Below are 20053 nucleotides of genomic sequence, written 5' to 3'. Positions count from 1 at the left end.
TATTACCAGAAGCATCTGGAAGGGCGGAAGGTTCCAAGTACTTAACAGAACACTTTCACACGTCACCCATTCCCCCACTCTCTCATCCGGGCGCACGGCAACGTCAAATTGGCTTTCGCGACAAGTCTCACCGTGCGATAATGAAACGAATTCAAAGGAGGGCGCAACGATGAATTACAAGGGCTTACCGATCGGCGAAGGGGCGCCGGCCATCGTGAATACGGTTGTGGAGATCCCCTCGGGATCGAGCAATAAGTATGAGTACGACGTCAACCTGGGCGTATTCAAGCTGGACCGCGTGCTGTACTCGCCGGTGCATTATCCGGCCGACTACGGATTTATCCCGGGTACGCTCGGCCAGGACGGCGACCCGCTCGACATCCTGATCCTGATCTCGCGGCCCACATTCCCCGGTTGCCTGGTTGAAGCTCGCCCCGTCGGGATGCTGGACATGGTCGACGACAAGGGGATCGATGAAAAGATCCTGGCCGTAGCCCACAGAGACCCGCGTTATCAGCGGATTGATGACCTTGCCGACGTGGAGCCCCATGTATTAAAAGAGATCGAACACTTCTTTAACGTATACAAAGAACTGGAAGGGCGAACGACCCTGACATCCGGTTGGCTGGGTCGAGGCGCAGCCCATGAGCGCATCGACACCTACCGTGTCAGATAATCGGGGGGTTCGCCTGTTCGGCCTCAGCGGGAACGTGGTGGCTCTTGGGCTGGTCAGCATGCTGACCGATGTCAGCTCAGAGATGATCTATCCGCTGTTGCCGCTGTTTCTGACCAGCGTGCTGGGGGCAGGCCAGACCTTTGTTGGACTCGTAGAGGGGATCGCCGAGAGCGCGGCCAGCCTGACCAAGCTGTTGTCAGGGTGGCTGTCTGACCGGCTTGGACGGCGCAAGGGGCTGGTGGTCGCCGGGTATACCCTGTCCACCGTAAGTCGCCCGTTCGTCGCGTTGGCCCTGGCGCCTTGGCATGTCTTGATGATCCGGTTCACAGACCGCCTGGGCAAAGGATTGCGGACCCCGCCCAGGGACGCCCTCATCGCCGGCTCCACCGACGTAGCTATCCGCGGACGGGCCTATGGGTTCCATCGCTCGATGGACCACCTGGGGGCGGTTGGCGGCCCGGCCTTGGCCTATGCGATCCTGCTGCTCCTGGGGGATCGGCTCCGGACGCTCTTCCTGCTGGCCGCGATCCCTGGTATCCTCTCGGTCCTTATTCTTGTTCTGAAGGTGAGGGACATTCAGGTCACTTCTACGGCAGCCCCAGAAGCGACGCCGGGCGCCGGCCGTCCGGATAGTCAACTATCTCGCTTCCTGCTGGTCGTGACGCTGTTCACACTCGGCAACTCCAGCGACGCCTTCCTCCTGCTGCGGGCGCAGGAGATCGGGATCGCAGCCATCCACCTGCCGCTGCTCTGGATGTTCTTCAGCCTGGTGAAGGCGATGACAGGAATGCCGGGCGGGATGCTCTCGGACCTTCGAGGGCGGCGGGGCGCCATCATCGCCGGATGGCTGGTGTACGCCCTCGCCTACCTGGGGTTTGGTGTCGCCGGCCAGCCTTGGCACATCTGGGTGCTCATGGGTTTCTATGGCCTGTATTTCGGGCTGACCGAAGGGGGTGAACGGGCGCTCATTGCCGACCTGGTTCCCCAGGATCGCCAGGCCTCCGCCTTTGGCCTCTTTCACTCCTGCATCGGGATCGCTGCCCTGCCCAGCAGTCTGCTGATGGGCTATCTCTATCAGTCGTTCGGCGCGGGGCCGGCCTTCACCGTCGGCGCCGCCCTGGCCGGCCTGTCAGCCCTCCTGCTACTCATCCTGCTCCGACCCGGATCTCCCCAGACATGAATACCAGCCAGGGATTGCGATTGACTCACCGCAGAAAAGAACCGCGAACACTACAACATGGTGGGCAGTAACTCTACTTTTTCCCAGGCCCGTCACCGTTGTTCTGTGCGGGACGACCGGAGCGGCCAAACTCCGCTATCCATCCCTTGACCCGCTTGGCATCGTCTGAGTCCGGCGGCACCAGGGTGAGAAACCGCTGGAACGCCTCAGTGGCCTCCTTCGCATCTCCCTTCTTTTTCAAGGCCTGCCCCTTGTCGAACAGGGCATGGGCGTATTGTGGGTTCAGGCTCAGCGCGCGGTCATACAGCTTTATGGCCTCATCCGGCCGGTTGCTCGCCATCAGGATGATTCCGAGGTGAGTCAGTGCCTCGACTTGGCTCCGATCGGTTAGCAGAATCTGGTGGTATTTCTCCCAGGCTGCTTGGAGATCACCGGCGTCAAGCGAGGCGTGGGCCGCCTTCAGGGCCGACTCAATCTCGGAGGGTGAGAGGCGGGGACTGGAATCAGTTGATACCGAAGAGGCAGGCGATTGTGGCGGTCGGACGAGCGGAACAAAGGCTGAGGCCAGGTAGCCGAGGAGAAAGCCTACGGCCAACGTGCTGCTCAACATGATGGCGAGACGTATCCTGCCGGTCGACCGTTTTCCTTCCATGATCTTTTCTGAGTTCACAGTGTGTGCCATAGCTCGATCAGTCGCAACCTCCTTCAAATCTTTGCGGCCTGCCGTCGGCAGGCGGTTCATGATGTTGACACTGACGCTTATCGGTTCAAGAGGCTCACGGCCCGCTCGGCCGATTCCTTCGCTTTGACCAGGATCGCCTTTGCCAGATCGGGATTGTGCACACCTCCGGCCTTTACGACCAGATCGAGGTCTCTTTTTGTCGCCTGAAGGAGCAGGCGCGCCTCAGGCGCTCTTGGGTCTTGAGGGGCATGGCGCAGGCTGGACTCGCCTTTCCTCAGGGGGCGCATCGCTTCTTCTACACCTCGACCTATATCCTTCCGCCACTGCGCTAACGCTTTAAGGGACGTCGTGTCGTGACAGCCCAGACAGCGCCCCGCTACCGCCTGCCGGGAATGCTTTGCCTGAACGTTGTGACATCCCACACAGTCGGTAAGCTGCGCGTGACTGCTGGGGGCCGGCTCAACGCCTTTAATCTCAATAGTACCAGAAAAGAAGGCGTATTGGAGCTTATGGCAGGCGATGCACCGCTCGTTGTTGTTGCCTGCGCGGTGATGACAGCTCAAGCAGGTCTCTTTTGTGGCGGTCACCGCCTTGTGCTGCTCTGCCGAGTGGCATGCCGTACATGTAACACCGAAATCAGTCACGTGGCGGATATGCGGGATCGTCTCAGCCCCAAATGTCACATCCTCCGGTGCCCGTACCCCCGCCTGGTTGTGACACAGCACCGCGCAATAGCCTCCCCGGACGAGGGTCTCGTCTGCAACGCTCGGCGGCGACTGCCCGATAGCGGCCATCGACTGATCCAGGTAACCGGCCGCGACCTTCAGCAGGTCGGCGGCAAAAAAGACGTTGTGGACACCCTTTCCATGCGTAACGAATTCCACATTGTGCCGCGCATCAGCGGCCAACTGCCTGGCCTTCGTAAACTGCGGGTGAGTCCGACCAGTCGTCTGCAATGCCTGCTCTGCCAACAGAAGTTTGGCATTGACCGCCGTGAGCATGGTATTGATGGTCTTCGTCCAGCGTTCCAGCATGCCCTTATATCGCGTACCGTGACAGCCCAGACAGGCGCGTTCGGAGGGTCTGAATGTCCGACCGGAAAATTTCTCCAGGGCCTTATCCTTCCCAGGCTCTACATGACAGGCCACGCACTCTACCCGAACCTGGAACATATGGCCGGGGATCATCGGCGTTCCCTTTCCTCCCATGCCGATATACATCTCGAGGACACCGCGGTGGGTGGCCTGATGGCAGGCTTTGCAATCAAGCTCCCGATCTCGAGCAGCAGGGTGCACCTCCGGCATCGTGACTGGCGGTGGCTGGAAGAGGCGCTTGGGCTGGGCTTGGGCGTCATTCTCAGCAGCCTCGGCGCTGGTAGGTCCGGATAACCATCGCCATAACCGGCTCACGGACAGGCCGATGGGCGGCGGAAGCTTGTGGCTGATCTCGCTGTGGCAACGGGTACACTCGATATGATGACCGGTCACGTGAAACTCGTGCATGAATGAGGTGTCGGCGTACTTTTGAAGCTTCTCCGGCTGGTTGTGGCAGGTGTAGCAGCGCTCTCTTGGGGCCTGACCATCCCCCTCAACCACGTTGAGGTGGCACTTCTCGCATCCGACATTGCGCTTCACCATCGACTCGTGATTGAAGGTGATGGTCCCCATCTGAATGTCCGCCTTGGGCGCCGTGTGGCAGACAGTACAGCCGCCGAGGGGGTGAAATTCCCGCGAGGTCTTCATTCCCTTGAAGTGGCAGAGGTAACAGGTGGTGGTGGTCACCTCGATGTGGGTTCCCACCACGATCTGGGAATGACAGCTTGTGCATCGGAGCTGTCGCCCCCGACGTTTCTCTTTCAGGTGGGGACCGTGGTCAAAGATGATCCCCCGCTTGAAGGTGACCTTCCCCTCCAAGAGCCGACTCGTGTGACACCCCGCGCGAAGACAACTCGCATCCTCAACCTCGGCGAACGGCTTCGAGCTGTAGGTCTGCGTCGCCCACTTCGCCACCTGCGCCAGCGCCTGATATTTGACCCATATGGTGCCGCGAAGCTCAGGAGGATAATGACAATCGATACACGTGACGTTGCTGTGTTTGGAGGCTCTCCAGGCCTCAACATACGGTTTCATAATGTGGCAGGAATTACATAGAAGCGGGCTCGAGCTGAGGCGATAGAGCCCGCCCAGCGCGAGACCTCCAACAACGACGCAGGCACCCGCGGCGAGCAGGAAGAAGCGCATGCGCCGGCGTCGGATGGGCGGCTGTTCGGCCATCAGATCCTCTCGCCTCAGCTCGCCGACGGTTTCGTTATCTCGTCCGCCGGTAATGGACTTGGCGCGGTTTCCGCCGCGAGCGTCTCCTCCAGTTCGGCGGGATGATCCTTGGCCATCTGTTCCCCCGTGAGCGTCCCTGTCAGCCAGACTCGGCTCATCGGATAGATATCAGGCCGGAAGATAACGCTGTAGAAGTGCCAGACCAGGACAGCCAGTGTGGCAAGCCAAGCCTCGTAATAATGGATAACGGTTGCCAGGTCAATCACCAAAAGGGGCCAGCGCTTCAGCACAACAGTCTGGAACCACATGATAAACCCGGTGCCGGCCATCACAACAGTTCCCCAAATGACCGCCCAATACTCCAGCTTCTCCACGTACGTGAAGCGGTGGAAACGGGGCCGGTGCGGCCGCAGACCCAGATTGAAGACCACCATGTCCCACGCCTCGCGCACGTCCCGGCGGCAGGATTGCATCAACCGGAACTGAGTACGACCACGCGCTGTGCCGAAGAGATACGCCAGATGATACCCTGCCGCCAGCGTCATCAGAGCGCCGGCGATCCGATGTAGCCAGGCTCGGACGGTGTACCCTCTTTCGATCCAGACCAGCGGCCGCGCCCACCACGCATCAGGAAACTTCAGCGCAAAGCCGGTGATCACCAGGATCGTGAAGGTCGCCACCAGCGCGATATGCTGAATCCGCTCGTTGAGCGTGAAGCGCTCAAAGAGTCGGCGCGCCACCTCGGAAGGCACGCGGGATGGCTCTTCCCGCTGCCCCTCTGCCCGCCAACGCTCCCGCAGTTGCGCCAGGAAGTCAAGGCCGTTGTGCAGGCTCATCCCGCCGATGACGACAAAGATGATCACGAGGTAGATCCGTCGGACCAGGGTCACCCATGGGTGCTCGCCAAACCCGGGGGCCACGTGGATCCTGACACCGGCCAATTGCATGCCGGCGCCTCGGTGGCACTGCCCGCAGGTTCGCGAGAGGTTCATCGGGTTGACCGTCGAACGAGGATCGGAGGATGGCCGGATGTTGTGGGTTCCATGGCAGCTTGCACAGTTGGCCACCACGGGCGATCCGCCTCTCACCGCCAGGCCATGGAAGCTCTCGAAGAAGGTCCCGACGCGGCGCGGCGCGAGGCCGAACTCCTCGACCACCGGCGCCGCCTCGTGACAGGCAGCGCAGGTCTTGGAGACCGTCAGCGGCGCCACCCGCGATCCCGGCGCGCGCGTGCCGGTGATCCCATGCTCTCCGTGGCAATCCGTGCATGTCGGCGCCGCAAAAATCCCGCGCGAGACGGCTTCCCCATGGACGCTATCCCGAAACTGCGCCGCTTCGTCGCTGTGGCAGTGACTACAGGTTGTCGCCACGTTCCTCTTGAAAATGGCTGAGGCGGGATCGGCAGCTCGCCGGATCTCATGGGCGCCATGGCAATCGGTGCAGGTTGCGGCAGTAAGATTGCCTTTCTGTAGGATGGCTTGGCCGTGGATGCTCTGCTCGAAGAGCGCCACGACCCGCGGCCTGGCGATCCGCTCCCGGGCGATGACCTTCGGATCGGCATGGCAGCGGGCACAGGTTTCATGAATGTGCGAGCGATGGGTAGGCGATGCGGGGTCGCGGCGAGATGTGACGGCGTGGGCGCCGTGGCACGTCACGCAGGTAGGCAGGTGCCGGGTTTTCTCCTCACGACTGTCGGCATGAATGCCGGCCGCCATCTGCTTTGCCTGACGGCTATGACACGAAGCGCAGACGACATGGCCATCCGCGGCTATCTTCCGAATCCGGTGAGTGCCATGGCAGGCGATGCAATCAGCGCTGGGTCCGCTGCCACCCAGCTTATTATGAGTGCTCTCCGCAACCTTGTCATGAGGCGTGCGATGGCATGCGCCGCAACGGACCAGGCGGGGCGTTTCAGTATGGGGCCCTTCTGGGATATCGCTATGGCAGTCGGCGCAGGCAAGCTTTTCGTGCGCAGATTGAACCAAGTCGGCCGGCTTTACGAACAGCGATCTGTATCGTCCCCCGCCGGTCGCCTTCTTCAGGTCGGGATCGTTGTGGCAGGCTAGGCACTCCTGAGAAGTGGAAGTCGACCTCGAAACGGCCGCGAAGGCATTCGGAACTACCGCCAGAAACACCCAGACAACGAAAACGATTCCGGCCGCCGCGTCTCGGTGCTGCACAGGTACGGAACTATGATGATGGTACTTTATGGCACTTCAGGCAGTTGCCCATCTCCTTTGTGGAGAATGCAACCTTCCCGTTATGGCATGTACCACACGCCTTTCCTTCATTGTAGGCCTTCATGTTGAGGTTCGGAGAGGTTCCAATCTTAGTCTTAAAAGGTTTATCCTTACCGTGGCAGTTCAGGCACTTCTGCCCTTTCGCCAGATGCGCGCTGTGATCGAACGTCACCCGTCCGGGGCTCGAGTTCCCCTCTTCATCCTTGGTCTTCTGCTCGAAGGCGAAGGGAGGTGGAACCTTGGGCTTTGGTTGGGCGAAGCTACGAGACGGTGTGAAGCTCACAAGCAGGAGGCACGCGAGCACAAGCGTTGCGCTCCTTCCGATCACTGATTTCATACGTTCTCCTTTCTGCGGGCAGATATCCCGAATCTTAAAAGTCTCATCGAGTCCTACGCCGATGGCCCATGCAAGCCGGCTGTTATGCGGACTATAGTCGCTCTCCCCATGCATGTCAATGCCGGCGGCGTGGTCAATCAGGCCCTCCCCGCCGATCAACGTCCCTGATCTTGAAGAAGAGGCCGACCAGGACGGCGACAATGACCAGCATGGAGGCCGCCAGCCCCTTACGACGGAACTGCACCTCGGCCAGGAGGCCTTGGCCGCTCTCGAGACTCTTCTGCGCGACGATCGATCCGGAGTCCGTGGCGGCTTTGATCTGTCCCACTTCGAGTGAATGTATTGCGGATCTGGCCTTGATTAAGGACTCCGTTGCCGCGATGAGCTCGAATCGAGGAGCGCCGATCTCCATGCCTGCGCGCTCGGCCTTGGTGAGGATTGTGGTCGCCTGATCGATCCGGCTCGAAAGACCCTCAATCATGGTTCGCAACTCGGCGGCCTTCTTGAGAGGTGCGGAGCCAGCTTCGTGGCAGGTCGCGCAAGGGGTGCCTTCTCCACCGCCCAGCATCGCGTCTGACGGTTTCGTAATGTCGTGATTACTGTGGCATGTCACGCACGCCGGCATCCCCAGATCGGCAAATGCCGATTTGTGCGGGCTCTTGGCGAAGAGCTCGGCCGTCGCGACATGGCAGTGACTGCAGACATTCGCAACCGAATCGACACCGGGAGGGGCGGCGCCGTGGCTGCCGTGGCAGCTACTGCACGTCGGAGAGGCGAGGTCGGCCCTCTTCGTCAACATCTCGTAATGAACGCTCTGTTTGTACTTCTCGAACTGATCGGTGGGGATCTTGTACGCTTTCATATACTCAGCGTTACCGTGACATCGGCTGCAGGTCTCAGCGACGTTCGTAGGATAGGTCCAAGCCATCTGGTCCTTGACGGCACGGATGGCATGCACGTCATGGCAACTGATACAGACGGCGACCTTCTGATCTCCCTCGCGAAGTCGTTTGCCGTGAACACTGGTATAGTATTCCTTGACCTGGTCGGTCCGAATGGATGGATTGAACTGCCGCATATAGCGTGGATCGCTGTGGCACTTCCCGCAGGCTTCAGGGATCGCGCGCCGCTTCGGTTTGCCCAGGAACCCCTTGGCCGGACTGTGGGCCTGCGCCTTATTGTCGAGCGCGGTGGGGTCGCCGCCATGACAGTTGTGGCAGCTCAGTCCCCGCGCCAGGTGGTAATCGTCTTTAATCTTGATAGCCGGACGGTTGAGGCGCTCATCCTTTAATGCCTTGTGACAGTCAATGCAGGCATTCTCCGCCATCGCGAAGGGGACGCGGATCAGCCAAGCCGCGGCCAGGAGGAGGCCGAAGCATGCGACGCGCAGCACAATCCTCACGGCGTCCTCATTTCATGGCCGGCGCGACATATCCAAACACGGTAAATATCACGATGTACGCAATGATGCCGATCCCGATCCATCGAAAGAGCGGACTTGGCTCTCCCGAGGCTGACCGTTTGTCCAGAAATGGGACCAGCAGGAGGAATAGGCCGCCCAGACTGAAACCTAGAACCCCCAGGACCTCACCCTCAAATGGACCGATCTTGGCCGGGATATACTTCAAGCTCTGGAACATGAAGACGAAGTACCATTCCGGTCGAATTCCGGCAGGCGCCGGCGCGAATGGATCGGCCTTTTGTCCAAGCTCCCAGGGGAACAGGGAGGCCAAGGCGGCCAAAAGCCCGAGGGCGACAAACCAGCCAAAGAGGTCTCGTAATAGAAAATTGGGGACAAACGGCATGGTCTTGAGCGGCTGCCCCCTGTGCGCTCGCTCTACGGCCGGAGGAATGCTCATTCCTTGCTTCTGGACCAGGAACAGATGGAGGCCGAGGATCACGGTAATTGTCGCCGGCAGGATGGCAATGTGGAAACCGTAAAAGCGAGACACCGTCGCGCCCGTGACCTCGTCGCCGCCTCGCAGAAGCCGCATCAGAACCTGACCCACAAGCGGGAACTGCCCGGCGATCTCGGTGCCGACCTTGGTGGCGAAATACGACAGAACATTCCAAGGCAGCAGATACCCGCTGAATCCGAAGCAAAGCACTATGCCGAACAGCAACATGCCGGTCACCCATGTCAGCTCTCGTGGCTTTCGGTAGGCCTGGGTGAGGTAGACGCTGAACAGATGCATCATCATGGTCAACACCATCAGATTGGCCGACCAGCTATGGATCGAACGTACGAGCCAACCGAATTGGACGTCGGTCATGATAAATTGAACGCTCTCGTACGCCTCTTCACCGCTGGGCCGGTAGTAAAGGGTCAACAGGATCCCGGTCGCCACTTGGATCCCGAAAAGAAAGAGCGTCATTCCGCCGAAATAGTACCAGACGGTATGACGATGGACAGGGATGGCCTTCTTCTGGATGAAATGCCTGAGCGGCCAGAGATCGATCCGCTCTTCAAGCCACGCTGTGATTCGAACCCCTGTCACCTGACTTATCCTTTCATGACGATAATCTGATCTCCCCTGACATTCAGCTTCAGGGGCTCCAAGGGCCGCGGCGGCGGGCCGCTGATGTTTTTCCCATTCAGGTCGTACACGCCATTATGACAAGCGCACCAGATGTCCTGCCGATCTTCTCGGTATTGCACTGTGCATTGCAGGTGGGTGCAGACGGCAGAGAAGGCTCGCAACTCGCCCCCCGATGTCTTTACCAAGAGGCCCGGGAGACTCCTGAAGCGAAAGATCCGCCCCGAGTTCGCCTTCAGCTCCGCGAGCTTCCAGGGAAGGGTCACGCTGAATGTCATTGGCTCGGCAAGTTTTGGGGGAACCAGGTATTTGACGATCGGGTAAAAAATAGATACGAAGAGTACGGCGAGAGAACTCCCCAAAAGCCAATTCACTACTCGTCGCCCGCGATCGACCTGTTCATCCTGCTGTTGCACAACCATTCCCTCCTTCAGTCTTAAACATGAAAAGCCAGCCCGTTAGACGGCCCCCAACGGGATGGCTTATATGCCGCTTTCGCTTTCAACATGCTACCACATCAGCGAGGCGCCTGCAGAGCTTTTTAAGATTTTTTTCTTTTCTCTCTCTGTATGGACTAGAGCACTACGCTCCTGCTTCCAGCGGACATCCCGGACCTTCACGCTACTTGTTGAACGTCCGGATATAGGCGACCACGTTGTCGATCTCTTGGTCTGTCAGCAACGTACCCCACGCGGGCATCGGGGCCTTCCCCTGTTTCACGGTCCTTTTCATGTCCTCATCAGTCAACTTGGACATCGCCTTCTTATCGGTATAGTCGATGGGCTTTTTCGACAACATCCTTGCGCCAACGCCGTCGCCTTTCCCCTTCTCCCCATGGCATCCGACACACTTGTCCGCATAGACCTTCTTCCCTTTCGCCACATCAGCTCCAAACGCAGGGATGACCCATGTCGTGCCTCCAACCAACAACAGCGCCATGATAGACACGATCAAGACGGTCCCCTTGCCCGATGTTCTCATTCGATCCTCCTCATTCTCGCCTGAGTTATTTCGCGACACGATCACGCGCTTCTAACCCGCTGTGTTGTCTAGGAATCGTTATCCTCCCCCAACTCGTTTCTCTTTCGGAGGCTGACTACGCATCCTTTGGAGATAGGCTACGAGGTCAGCCATCTCGGTGCTCCGAAAATCCGGCCATGCGATCCCTCTTTTCTTAAACTCCGCCTCCATGTTGGGAGCATGGTTCCAGATCGCCGTCACCAGGCCGATCGAAGAATTGAGTCCTTTCGACCTCGCCAGATCCGGTCCCTCACCCCCCCCTTCTCCCCTGATCGAATGGCATCGCACACATCCCTTCTGACGGAGGACCTTCCGGCCACGCGTCGGGTCGCCCGGCTCATCGGAGTAGCCTAGAAAGGAAAGGTACGCGATGATGTCGGCCATCTCGTTGTCTGCGAAGATCGGGATCGGGATGTCATGTTCTGCCATCTTGGCCCACATCTGCGGCCCATGATTCCACATAATCGCCGCGACCGCACTCGCCTTTTTGGGCAGTCGCTTCTGAGCCAGGTCGGGTCCTACATGATCGCCTTCGCCTCTCACCGCGTGGCAGGCGACACATCGCTTCTCACGAAAAAGCTCCGCCCCGCGCCTCGGGCTTCCCGTCACCATGGAAGTCGCGCGCCACGCCTCCCCATTCGCCGCCCTGTTGATATAGGCCAGAAGGTCAGCGATATCGGAGCCGAACAGTTGAGGCATCGCCATCCGGTGTTCACGCAACTTTTCCGCTATCTTGGGACCGTGGTTCCACATAGCTGTGGCAAGAAAGATTGGCGACATATAATGGCCGTACTTGTCAAGGGCGGGTCCGATCTTGCCTCCCCGGCCGCCTAATGCGTGACACTCGATGCACCGCTTGCTCGATATGAGCCTCTCACCCCTGGAAGCGTCCCCTGGCCTGTCGAAGAAATTCAGGTAGTAGAGGTAGGCGGTAAGGGCCTCCATCTCTTCCGGGGTTAACTGCGGCCTGGAGATTTTCATCTCTTTCATCGCTTCCATCATCTTCGGCGAATGGTTCCACAGGACCCCCGCGAACTCCACGACGCTCCAACCCTGATCAACCGTCGCCAAGTCCGGACCAAGGGTTCCCCCGGAACCCCAGATGGCGTGGCATCTTCCGCACCCCTTCTGCTCGAAGACGACCGCCCCCGCCAGCGGGTTCTCGGGCAGACCGGAGGAGACCGGAACCCGGCCGGCAGCTTCCCCAATGAGGATAAAAGACAATAGGATCACCACGACAGCGACCCGATTTAGGCCCAAGTGTCCATATTGCGGCTTCATCACTCCCTGCTGACCCCTTCGCCAGGGGGGAGATAGCTTTCGATTCTTTCGCGCGTTTCCGCTAGCCCTTTCTCTCTCCCCTCGCGAATCTCCCAAATGGAAACGATCGGGAACAGTTTCGTGAAGCACATGTACAGCAGGATGAACATCGAAAAAAATCCGGCCATCATCGACCATTCGACCCATGTCGGCATATACAGCCCTCTGGCATAAGGCAGCCGAGGGTTCGCTAATGACGGAACCACAATCGTAAGGCGCTCCAGCCACATCCCGACCGTCACCGAAGCCGACGCCACAACGGTTCCGGCAACCGTCCGCGTTCTCCTGTTGCTGAGGATGACCAGCGGGACGACGAAGTTCGTCACCACCATAGCCCAGAAAAACGGAGCATACTTCCCGAACAGCTTGGCAGAAAAGACCGCCATCTCCCTCGGCTCGCCGCCGTAATAGGTGGTCAGATGCTCGGCGAACGTGAAGTAGAACCAGAGGAGGGACATGACCAGGAGCAGCAGGCCGAGGTTATTGAAATGGACCGGCTTGAGATAGTCCTCGAGATGGTAGGCCCGCCTGATGATCGCCATGGCGATGATCAGGGCTGCGATCCCCGAGAAGATCGCTCCGACGACGAAGTATGGGCCGAAGATGGTGCTATGCCACATCGGTTGGATGGTCATGGCGAAAACCCAGGACACGACCGTATGGACCGATACCGCAATCGGAATCACAATGACCGCCATAATCGAGATAGCGGTCTCAAGACGCCGGTGCTGCCGCTCGCTCCCCGTCCACCCGAGGGCCAGCAGGCGGTAGAGCCCACGCCATTTCGGGACGCGATCCCGTAGGAGTGCGATATCGGGGATCAGCGGAAGATAGAGATAGATCGTGCTGGCGGTTAAGTAGGTGGCGATACTTGTGACATCCCAGAGCAGAGGGGACCGCGGATTGCCGTACCAGAGGACGTAGAGGGCGCGATCAGGCCTCCCGAGATCGAGGACCACGTTCCCCACCCCAAAAAAGAGGACGAGGACAGTGATCACTTCGGCCGATCGCGTGATCGCGCGTCGCCATTCAGCCTGGCACAGGCGAAGGATGGCGGAGATCAGTGTCCCGGCGTGACTGATCCCAATGAAGAAGACGAAGTTCGTAATGTAGAGACCCCAGTAGATCGGCCGGTTCAGACCGGTGACGCCGAGGCCGTGCGTGAGTTGATACAGCCAGGCGAAGATCGCCCAGGCAACTACCGCCCCGAGCGCGCCCGCGGTAATAGTGAACCAGCGCCCGGTCTGCAGGATCGGTTGGAAAAGGGCGAGATCGGACTCGTGACTATCCCTTATGTCCCCCATACCACTCCCCTTCCGAGAGGTAGTACACCTTCGGCTCGGTTCCCAGCTCCTCCAGCAGTCGGAAGGCTCTGGTGCTCCTGGACAGGCGAGAGACGGTACTTTCGGGATCGTCGAGGTCGCCGAAATACATCGCTTTGGTCGGACAGGTCTGTACACAGGCGGGAACATAATCCTCTTCCCGCAGCTCTCGCTTTTCGATCTTCGCCTGCTCCTTGGCCTTTTGCAGGCGATGATGGCAGAACGTGCACTTCTCCACGACGCCGACCGGTCTTATGGCGACGTCCGGGTTGAAACCATGCACCTGCGGCGGCCACTCAGGTTTAAACCAGTTAAAGAACTTCACTGTATACGGGCAGGCATTGGTGCAGTAGCGGCAGCCGATGCACCGAGGATAGATCTGCGCAACCAGTCCCTCATCGTTCTTGTACGTGGCCCCTGTAGGGCAGACCGCCGTGCAAGGAGGTCGATCGCAATGCATGCAGGGCCGAGGAATGAAACGGATCTTCACGTGCGGGTACTCCCCTTCGATCACAGAGAGAACCTCGATCCAAGAGATCGCTCGACCCATCTCTGTCTGTTCCGGCCCGACAACCGGAACGTTGTTCTCCACCCGGCAGGCGACGACGCAGGCCTGGCATCCATCGCATTTATCCAGATCGATCACCATCCCCCAGCGCGCCATTCCTTCCTCTCTTTCAAGCCTTCGAAAGCTTCACTCGAGTCGCGTACCAGGCTGTAAATCCGGCCAGGGAGTCGCGCTCTTCGCCCAGGATCCGGTTGGGGTTCTCCCCTCTCCCTTTCGCCCATCGGCCATACGCTTTATGCCCCTGGCCCACCGGCATATTCACGACGTCGGGCATCGCCCCCGGGTAGAGTCTGGCTCGAGTCTTCAACTTACCCAGCGGCGACTCCACCCAGACCCAGTCGCCATCGGCGATCCCGAGTCCCTTCGCAGCCTGCGGGTTGATCTCGACCCACGAATCCCATGGCAGACCGATAGGCAGCCGGGATATTTCCTGGAGGTGCGGCTGGCTTGCACCACGACTTCCGGCATAGGTCGCCGACTTGAAGGTGTTGAGATAGAACGGATAGTCCTTGGCCTCACCGATGAACCGGGCGGGCTCGTAATGAGGGAGGTAAGCCTGGTCCTCCCGCGCGGTTACTTTCAGCTCCCTGAGCAACTCGCTCACCGGTTTCCCGGCCGCCACGCGCTCCAAGGTTCGACGCAGATGCTGCGAGTAAAACTCGAACTTGCCGGAGACGGTCTTGAAGAGCCGGCGACCGCCAACGAATTGATAGGCCGGGTCCCACCACCCACCGCGTTCGACGAGCTGGTCCCAGAACTCGTCGAAGGACTTGTATCTGGGGGGACGCCACCCGCGCTCCTCCAGTGATTTGACCTGCGCTTCCTCAAAAGGAGCGGTGAACAGGGTGCCGCCAGCATGGAAGATCCCTTTCGCGGCATCCTTCAGGATCCCTTCAAAATCGTCCCAGGCGAACGCCGCGGCGACCTTTCCGCCGATGGCCTTTGCGATCCCGATGATCACGTCGCCGGTATTCCTGGTGTCGTACGACGGCTTCACAACCGGTCGCCGGATCCCCAATACCGGATATTTCATCATCGGGTTAACCGGATCATCCTGCCATCGCTCCAGGTAGGTGTGGTCGGGAAGAATCAGATCGGCCTGCTGCGCGCTCTCATCCATGAATGGAGAGAAGCTCACGATGAAGGGAACCTTTTCGAAGGCCTTCGCGAACCCCATCGCATCAGGCGCGGAGTGGATCGGGTTGGTGTAATAGAGGAAGAGGACATTGATCGGGTAGGGGTCCTGCCGGAGAATGCTGCGGGGAACCTGCGAGAACACATGAGAGGCGATGGGAAACCGGCTGGTGCCGGCGTGGTCGATTCGAGGCATCAGGCGTCCCTTCAGGCCGAGCGCGTCGCCCTCTACCGGCGGCCACGGTGTGAGGGGAACCTCCTCCGACAACACCACCCCCCCGGGGACATTAATGCTCCCGACCAGCGCGTTCAGGCAGTGGATCGCCATCCTGGTGTAGAGGCCGTTGGTGTGCATGCTGGCCCCGCGCTCGGCGAGCGCCACCGCCGGCTTCTCCCTTGCGAACTCCTTGGCCAACCTAATGATGGTTTCCACCGGCACGCCGGTAATTGTGGAGACCTCCTCCAGTTGATACGCCTTCAGGAGAAGGGACTTGAAGCCGAGGTGAGAAGCCCCGCTGCCGTCCTGCCAATCTTCGAAGCCGAATGTCTGCTCTTCGACGAATCGTTTATCGTAGAGTCCCTCCCGGACAATGACATACGCAAGTCCAAGGGCCAGGGCCCCGTCGGTGCCAGGCGTAATGGGAATCCACTGATCCGACCTGGCCCCCGTCATGGAAAGACGGGGCTCCACCTGAACGATTTTTGCTTTGACGCCCGGCCGCTCCTGCCTCAGGTACCCATAGATCCGATGGGCCAGAACGGGCGACCAGCCCGCCTCTACCAGGCTATACCCGAAGGACAGGATGAAGTTGGAGTGTTCGAGATCGTAGCCAACCAGGGTATCGATTCCTTGTGTGAGCAGCACGGCCTTTGCGGTGCCATCACAGCTATTACGGATGTAGTTCGGAGAGCCGTACGCGTCCAGGAACCTGGCCAAGAGCCTGTCCATGAGACCACGGGGTTGGCCGGCCAGGATCGCCACGGTGTGCGATTCGTCGCGCCTCCTGATCTCGGCAAGTTTTTCGGCCACCAATCGGATCGCTTCATCCCAGCTTAGGCTCTGCCAGTTCGAGGATCCCCTCCCGCCCATCCGCCTCATCGGTCCCTTGATCCGGTCGGGATCGTACAAAACCTGCAACCCCGCCTGCCCCACGGCACACAGCCGGCCACGGTTGACCGGGTGAAACGGAAGGCCATCGATCTTAACTGCCGTTCCGTCGATGACCCGTACCTGGATACCGCAACCCCCAGGGCACTGCTGGCAGACGGAAGCAACCCAACTCTCGGGGCCAGGCGGCCACGGCGCTTCGGCCTCCTCGCTCTCGATCAGCTTCTTGAGCACGCATCCCGACAGACCCAATCCCGCGCAGGCCGCTGTCGAGACCTTCAGAAAATCCCGACGATCTAAGTCCATTTCAACTATCCATTACACGACAGAGCGACCGTACGCTCCGGGCTCAGTGATGACAGGCATTGCAGTCGGTGCTGGCATTTTTCATCCGGTGGCATGAGACACACCACCCCATCTTGATCGGTTGTGCAGGCTTCTCCGGCGGCACGTCCATCGCTGCAATGTCACCATGGCATGTTTCGCACTCAAGCTTCCCCAAGACGACGTGCCGCCTATGAGAGAAGAACGCATGATCGGGAAGCCGGTAGAGCCTGACCCAACGGATTTCCTCTTTTTTCTCGGCGCGCTCGGCGAGCTTCTTCTCTTCCGTTAAGTCTTCAGGCTTCTTGGATTGCGTTCCCACGTGACACACGAGGCAATCTGCAAGTCTCGGCAACCCGGCGGACGCTTGTTGCTCATAGTAGGGATGACAGGCCAGACATCTGATCTCTTTGACGTGGGCCTTGTGGCTGAATTGTATCGGCTGGCTTACTGCTCCAGATCCGGGCACATAGACGCCAGCAGACGCAACGACGAGGATTCCAGTGACCAAGATCAACCGAAGATTCTTCACGAAGATTCCCTGTATCGTCACCTACCGCTGAGAACCGCTTTCCTTCCGAATAGATGTCTTTGGATGCGCCTGGGCACGCACATCACAGTGAAGGCTCCGAGGCGCGCTATCATCCCCGGAGCCCCCAACAAATCGTAGCTTTCTACACAACCTGCGCGCGCATGGCATCGGCCATGAACGTGCCCTCAGTTCGAGAAATTCTTCACAATCTTGCACATTATACACGATGCCTTCTGCCCTTGCAAGACACGGATCCGTCCCAAAGAGCCCCCTATTGGACGGGTAACGTCTCGCCGGTCCTCGATCTTGAAGGGCAACACCGTTTGTCGTTCACGAGCCTCACCTTGTGGGTGAACGGGACTGTGGTCACCCACGCCCTTTATATCCGCTTCACATGCGGCACACAAGGTTTTTGTTTCTTTTCTCTCTCTGTTGTGAGGCTCGCTTAGAACTGGTACCGAAGCGTGAACGCTCCGATATGGGCGTCGTAATTCTGGAGAAACCGAGCGCCTAAAAAGGTATCGGTCGTCGGCGACAGGTTCGTCAGGCCCGACTGCCCGATCGCATCCGTCGCCCAGTCCTTCTCCCGAAACTGCTCAAATCGATATTCGCCTTTGAGGCTCCAGTTCCTGGTCAGGTTATAGCGAAGCGCGGCGATAAGGGTGTGCAGATTCGTGTTCGACAGGGGATAGCGAACGGCGGTCGCGGTCGCTTGCTGGGCTACGGTGCCACTGGTCGGCGTCACCGGGTTGAATGAGTTGATGATCGTGTCGGCATCCGAGAAGGAGTAGGTCAGCCGAAAATTAAGGCGTTTGGGGATCAGACTGACGTCGGCGCCGACCCCATAGGTATCGACCTTGTCTCTGTTAATGCTCCTCCAGTTGAAATCGGAAAAGTCAGAGACTGTGTCGCCAACCACCGCCCTGGAGCGAGAGAGCTGATCGTAGTTGAACTCCTCCCTCACGTAGTTCACGAAGAACGAAAGCCACGAACGCGGGCTATAAGTCAGATCGCCACCCAGGCTCCACCCCCTCGAGTCCTGCAGCCCGAGCGGGGATAAGCCAAAATCATCTCGAATAAGGCTATAGGTAGCCGTAAAGCTCAGCGTCTCGATCGGCGTGATCGACGCCAGAATCTCTACCCTGTCTCTGGTCCGATCGGCCTCGTCAAACTTTCGGAGCAGGATCGACTGCCCCAGCGGATCCGGCACGAATGCTTCCCCTTCAATATTCGTCGTGACGTGGGCGTCATGGGCCTGAGGATTGTAGTTGCCGATGTTGCGCCAGCTTCGACGGTAGGCGGCACGAAGCAGAAGCCAGTCGATCGGTGTGTAATCCAGGCTGGTCTTCAGGAAGTGCTCGTCGCTGGTCGGCACCTCCCGTTGGTTCGGATCGCGATCCCAACGCTCCCACTCGTAGCCCAGATTAACATGGAGGTCGCTCAGCAGTGGATATCCCGCGTCCAGATGGGCATTGTGCTTCCTGTAGGAAAAGGGCGTGCTGACCTCTGGACCGACCGCCAATGACGTATCCCGGACTGTGGTCGCCGGGAATACGATCTCGGGCGTTCGGTTATTAAAATCGTAGAAGCGGTAGCCACTATTCAGCGTCAGCGGTAACGCCGCAAGCGGACGACTCGTCGCGTTGAGCGTTACGAGGGTCGTCCTGATATCTCCATCCAGGCTGTTTCTTGGGAGCGCCAACTGCGGATCGGCGGCCAGAGCCGGGTTGATAGTATGAGAGACAAACGATTCATCCTGAAGCCGCCACCCGTAGGACACCTTGCCGGTGATCCGAGTCTGAAGGGGGAGAGAGAGGCCGCCTGTCAGAAATATGTTATGAGCCTGATTGCTCGGGTCCATGGTGGTCAGGCCGCGGGCTGCAGCGGTCGGACTGTTGGTCGCCGACAGGGGGTTGTCGAACGTGATATTATCAATGCCCTGATCGAAGAACGAAGCAGTGTAACCGAGGCCGATATTCCAGCCGGGCCGAGCATACTGCGTCTTGGCCTCAATCTGGTGGGTCCGGTTAAAGAGGGGGGCCGGAAGCTCGACCACATTACCGCCGGGGCTGCCGAACCCCGCGCCAAAAGGGATCGTCCCATCCTTCTGCGTGAACGTGTACCGAACACCGAAATCCAGCGAATCGGTCAGGTTGTACTTCAGCCCAAATCCCGCTTTGGAGGTCAGGAAGCTGAGATCAACCGGCGTGGCATTGGCCAGAAAACCTGCCAGTACGGAGGCTCTGGTCGCAGGCGTGGCGGCCTGTACCGTCGATGCGACGCCAGGTGGCAGGGTCAGACTCACGGTGCTATCTTCGTGCGTTGTGTTGAATAGGGTTCGCCCCGTCGTGCTCAACAGATGCGGGACCTGATCCCAGAAGACCTCCACCTCATAGCCGCCGTACTGCCCTGCTCGAAACAGGTAGCTCTGATCCTGCTTAAAACTGTCTATCGTCGAGAACTCGACGTATTGCTTCTTGTCCTTGGTCTCCAGAGAGAGACGAAGGTGGTCCATAAAGGGACTCTCTTCAAGGACCCGGTACTCCTGAAACTTGGCCGAACTCCGATTGCCGCCAATCGTCCGATAGCCGCCCTCGATATCCACTCCGGTCACGCCGAGGCTGAACGGCAGCCGATCGTTAAGCCAGTTGACCCACCACGGGAGAGCCTCCTCCGACTGCGCTTGTTGAGCCTGGCCTGGTGCCGGGGCTGCCAGCAGCAGGGCTATGGCGAGTAGCAGTGCTTGACCAAACCTTCTTTTTCCGAGCAATGCGCCCATGGCCCACATCCTCCGCTTGAT

Annotated in this window: 16 protein-coding genes; 2 read left to right on the top strand and 14 right to left on the bottom strand. The window is 59.3% G+C overall.

The window, feature by feature from the left end; all coding sequences use genetic code 11:
* The first annotated feature begins 169 nt into the window (after positions 1-169).
* Together KGL31_01840 and KGL31_01835 are read left to right on the top strand one after the other, a co-directional pair.
* Positions 170-676: an inorganic diphosphatase gene (locus tag KGL31_01840; GenBank protein ID MDE2320647.1), complete on the top strand. Its 507-nt coding sequence runs from the start codon at positions 170-172 to the stop codon at positions 674-676.
* Positions 645-1856, top strand: a complete 1212-nt coding sequence (locus KGL31_01835; GenBank protein ID MDE2320646.1) for an MFS transporter — start codon at positions 645-647, stop codon at positions 1854-1856. The genes KGL31_01840 and KGL31_01835 overlap by 32 nt, the downstream gene beginning before the upstream one ends.
* 73 nt (positions 1857-1929) lie before the next feature.
* Here the strand turns inward: KGL31_01835 and KGL31_01830 are convergent, their stop codons facing one another.
* The 14 genes from KGL31_01830 to KGL31_01765 all read right to left on the bottom strand — a co-directional run bounded on the left by KGL31_01830 (position 1930) and on the right by KGL31_01765 (position 20032).
* Entirely contained in the window at positions 1930-2538 is a 609-nt protein-coding gene (locus tag KGL31_01830; GenBank protein ID MDE2320645.1) for a tetratricopeptide repeat protein, read from the bottom strand.
* A gap of 77 nt (positions 2539-2615) precedes the next feature.
* Positions 2616-4811 carry a NapC/NirT family cytochrome c gene (locus KGL31_01825; GenBank protein ID MDE2320644.1) on the bottom strand — a complete coding sequence of 732 codons (2196 nt, stop codon included), beginning with the start codon at positions 4809-4811 and terminating at the stop codon, positions 2616-2618.
* 14 nt (positions 4812-4825) lie between these two features.
* On the bottom strand, positions 4826-6991 hold the full coding sequence (locus KGL31_01820) for a cytochrome b/b6 domain-containing protein (protein MDE2320643.1): 2166 nt from the start codon (positions 6989-6991) through the stop codon (positions 4826-4828).
* 10 nt (positions 6992-7001) lie between these two features.
* Positions 7002-7379, bottom strand: a complete 378-nt coding sequence (locus tag KGL31_01815) for a cytochrome c3 family protein (GenBank protein ID MDE2320642.1) — start codon at positions 7377-7379, stop codon at positions 7002-7004.
* Positions 7380-7521: 142 nt separating this feature from the next.
* Entirely contained in the window at positions 7522-8790 is a 1269-nt protein-coding gene (locus KGL31_01810; GenBank protein MDE2320641.1) for a hypothetical protein, read from the bottom strand.
* 7 nt (positions 8791-8797) lie between these two features.
* A complete protein-coding gene (locus KGL31_01805) occupies positions 8798-9886 on the bottom strand; it encodes a cytochrome bc complex cytochrome b subunit (protein ID MDE2320640.1) in 1089 nt (362 codons plus the stop codon).
* Positions 9887-9891: 5 nt separating this feature from the next.
* Entirely contained in the window at positions 9892-10347 is a 456-nt protein-coding gene (locus tag KGL31_01800) for a Rieske 2Fe-2S domain-containing protein (GenBank protein ID MDE2320639.1), read from the bottom strand.
* Between the two features lie 199 nt (positions 10348-10546).
* Positions 10547-10906, bottom strand: a complete 360-nt coding sequence (locus KGL31_01795) for a cytochrome c (protein MDE2320638.1) — start codon at positions 10904-10906, stop codon at positions 10547-10549.
* Positions 10907-10984: 78 nt separating this feature from the next.
* Entirely contained in the window at positions 10985-12226 is a 1242-nt protein-coding gene (locus KGL31_01790; GenBank protein MDE2320637.1) for a c-type cytochrome, read from the bottom strand.
* Positions 12226-13569 (bottom strand): polysulfide reductase NrfD, encoded by a 1344-nt coding sequence (gene nrfD, locus KGL31_01785; GenBank protein ID MDE2320636.1) that lies wholly within the window; start codon positions 13567-13569, stop codon positions 12226-12228. Before nrfD ends, KGL31_01790 begins: the two co-directional genes overlap by 1 nt.
* Positions 13550-14251, bottom strand: coding sequence for a 4Fe-4S dicluster domain-containing protein (locus tag KGL31_01780; GenBank protein ID MDE2320635.1), 702 nt, complete (start codon positions 14249-14251; stop codon positions 13550-13552). Before KGL31_01780 ends, nrfD begins: the two co-directional genes overlap by 20 nt.
* A 13-nt stretch (positions 14252-14264) precedes the next feature.
* The gene (locus tag KGL31_01775; protein ID MDE2320634.1) at positions 14265-16703 is read right to left on the bottom strand and encodes a molybdopterin-dependent oxidoreductase; all 2439 of its coding nucleotides are present in this window, start codon (positions 16701-16703) and stop codon (positions 14265-14267) included.
* A 43-nt stretch (positions 16704-16746) separates the two neighbouring features.
* Positions 16747-17253: a cytochrome c3 family protein gene (locus KGL31_01770; protein ID MDE2320633.1), complete on the bottom strand. Its 507-nt coding sequence runs from the start codon at positions 17251-17253 to the stop codon at positions 16747-16749.
* Between the two features lie 445 nt (positions 17254-17698).
* Entirely contained in the window at positions 17699-20032 is a 2334-nt protein-coding gene (locus tag KGL31_01765; GenBank protein MDE2320632.1) for an MtrB/PioB family decaheme-associated outer membrane protein, read from the bottom strand.
* Positions 20033-20053: the final 21 nt, after the last annotated feature.

The organism is Candidatus Methylomirabilota bacterium (genome assembly GCA_028870115.1).
Classification (GTDB): Bacteria; Methylomirabilota; Methylomirabilia; order Methylomirabilales; family Methylomirabilaceae; genus Methylomirabilis.
The sequence above is the reverse complement of the archived record's forward strand: the minus strand, read 5'-3'. Positions and strand labels throughout refer to the sequence as shown.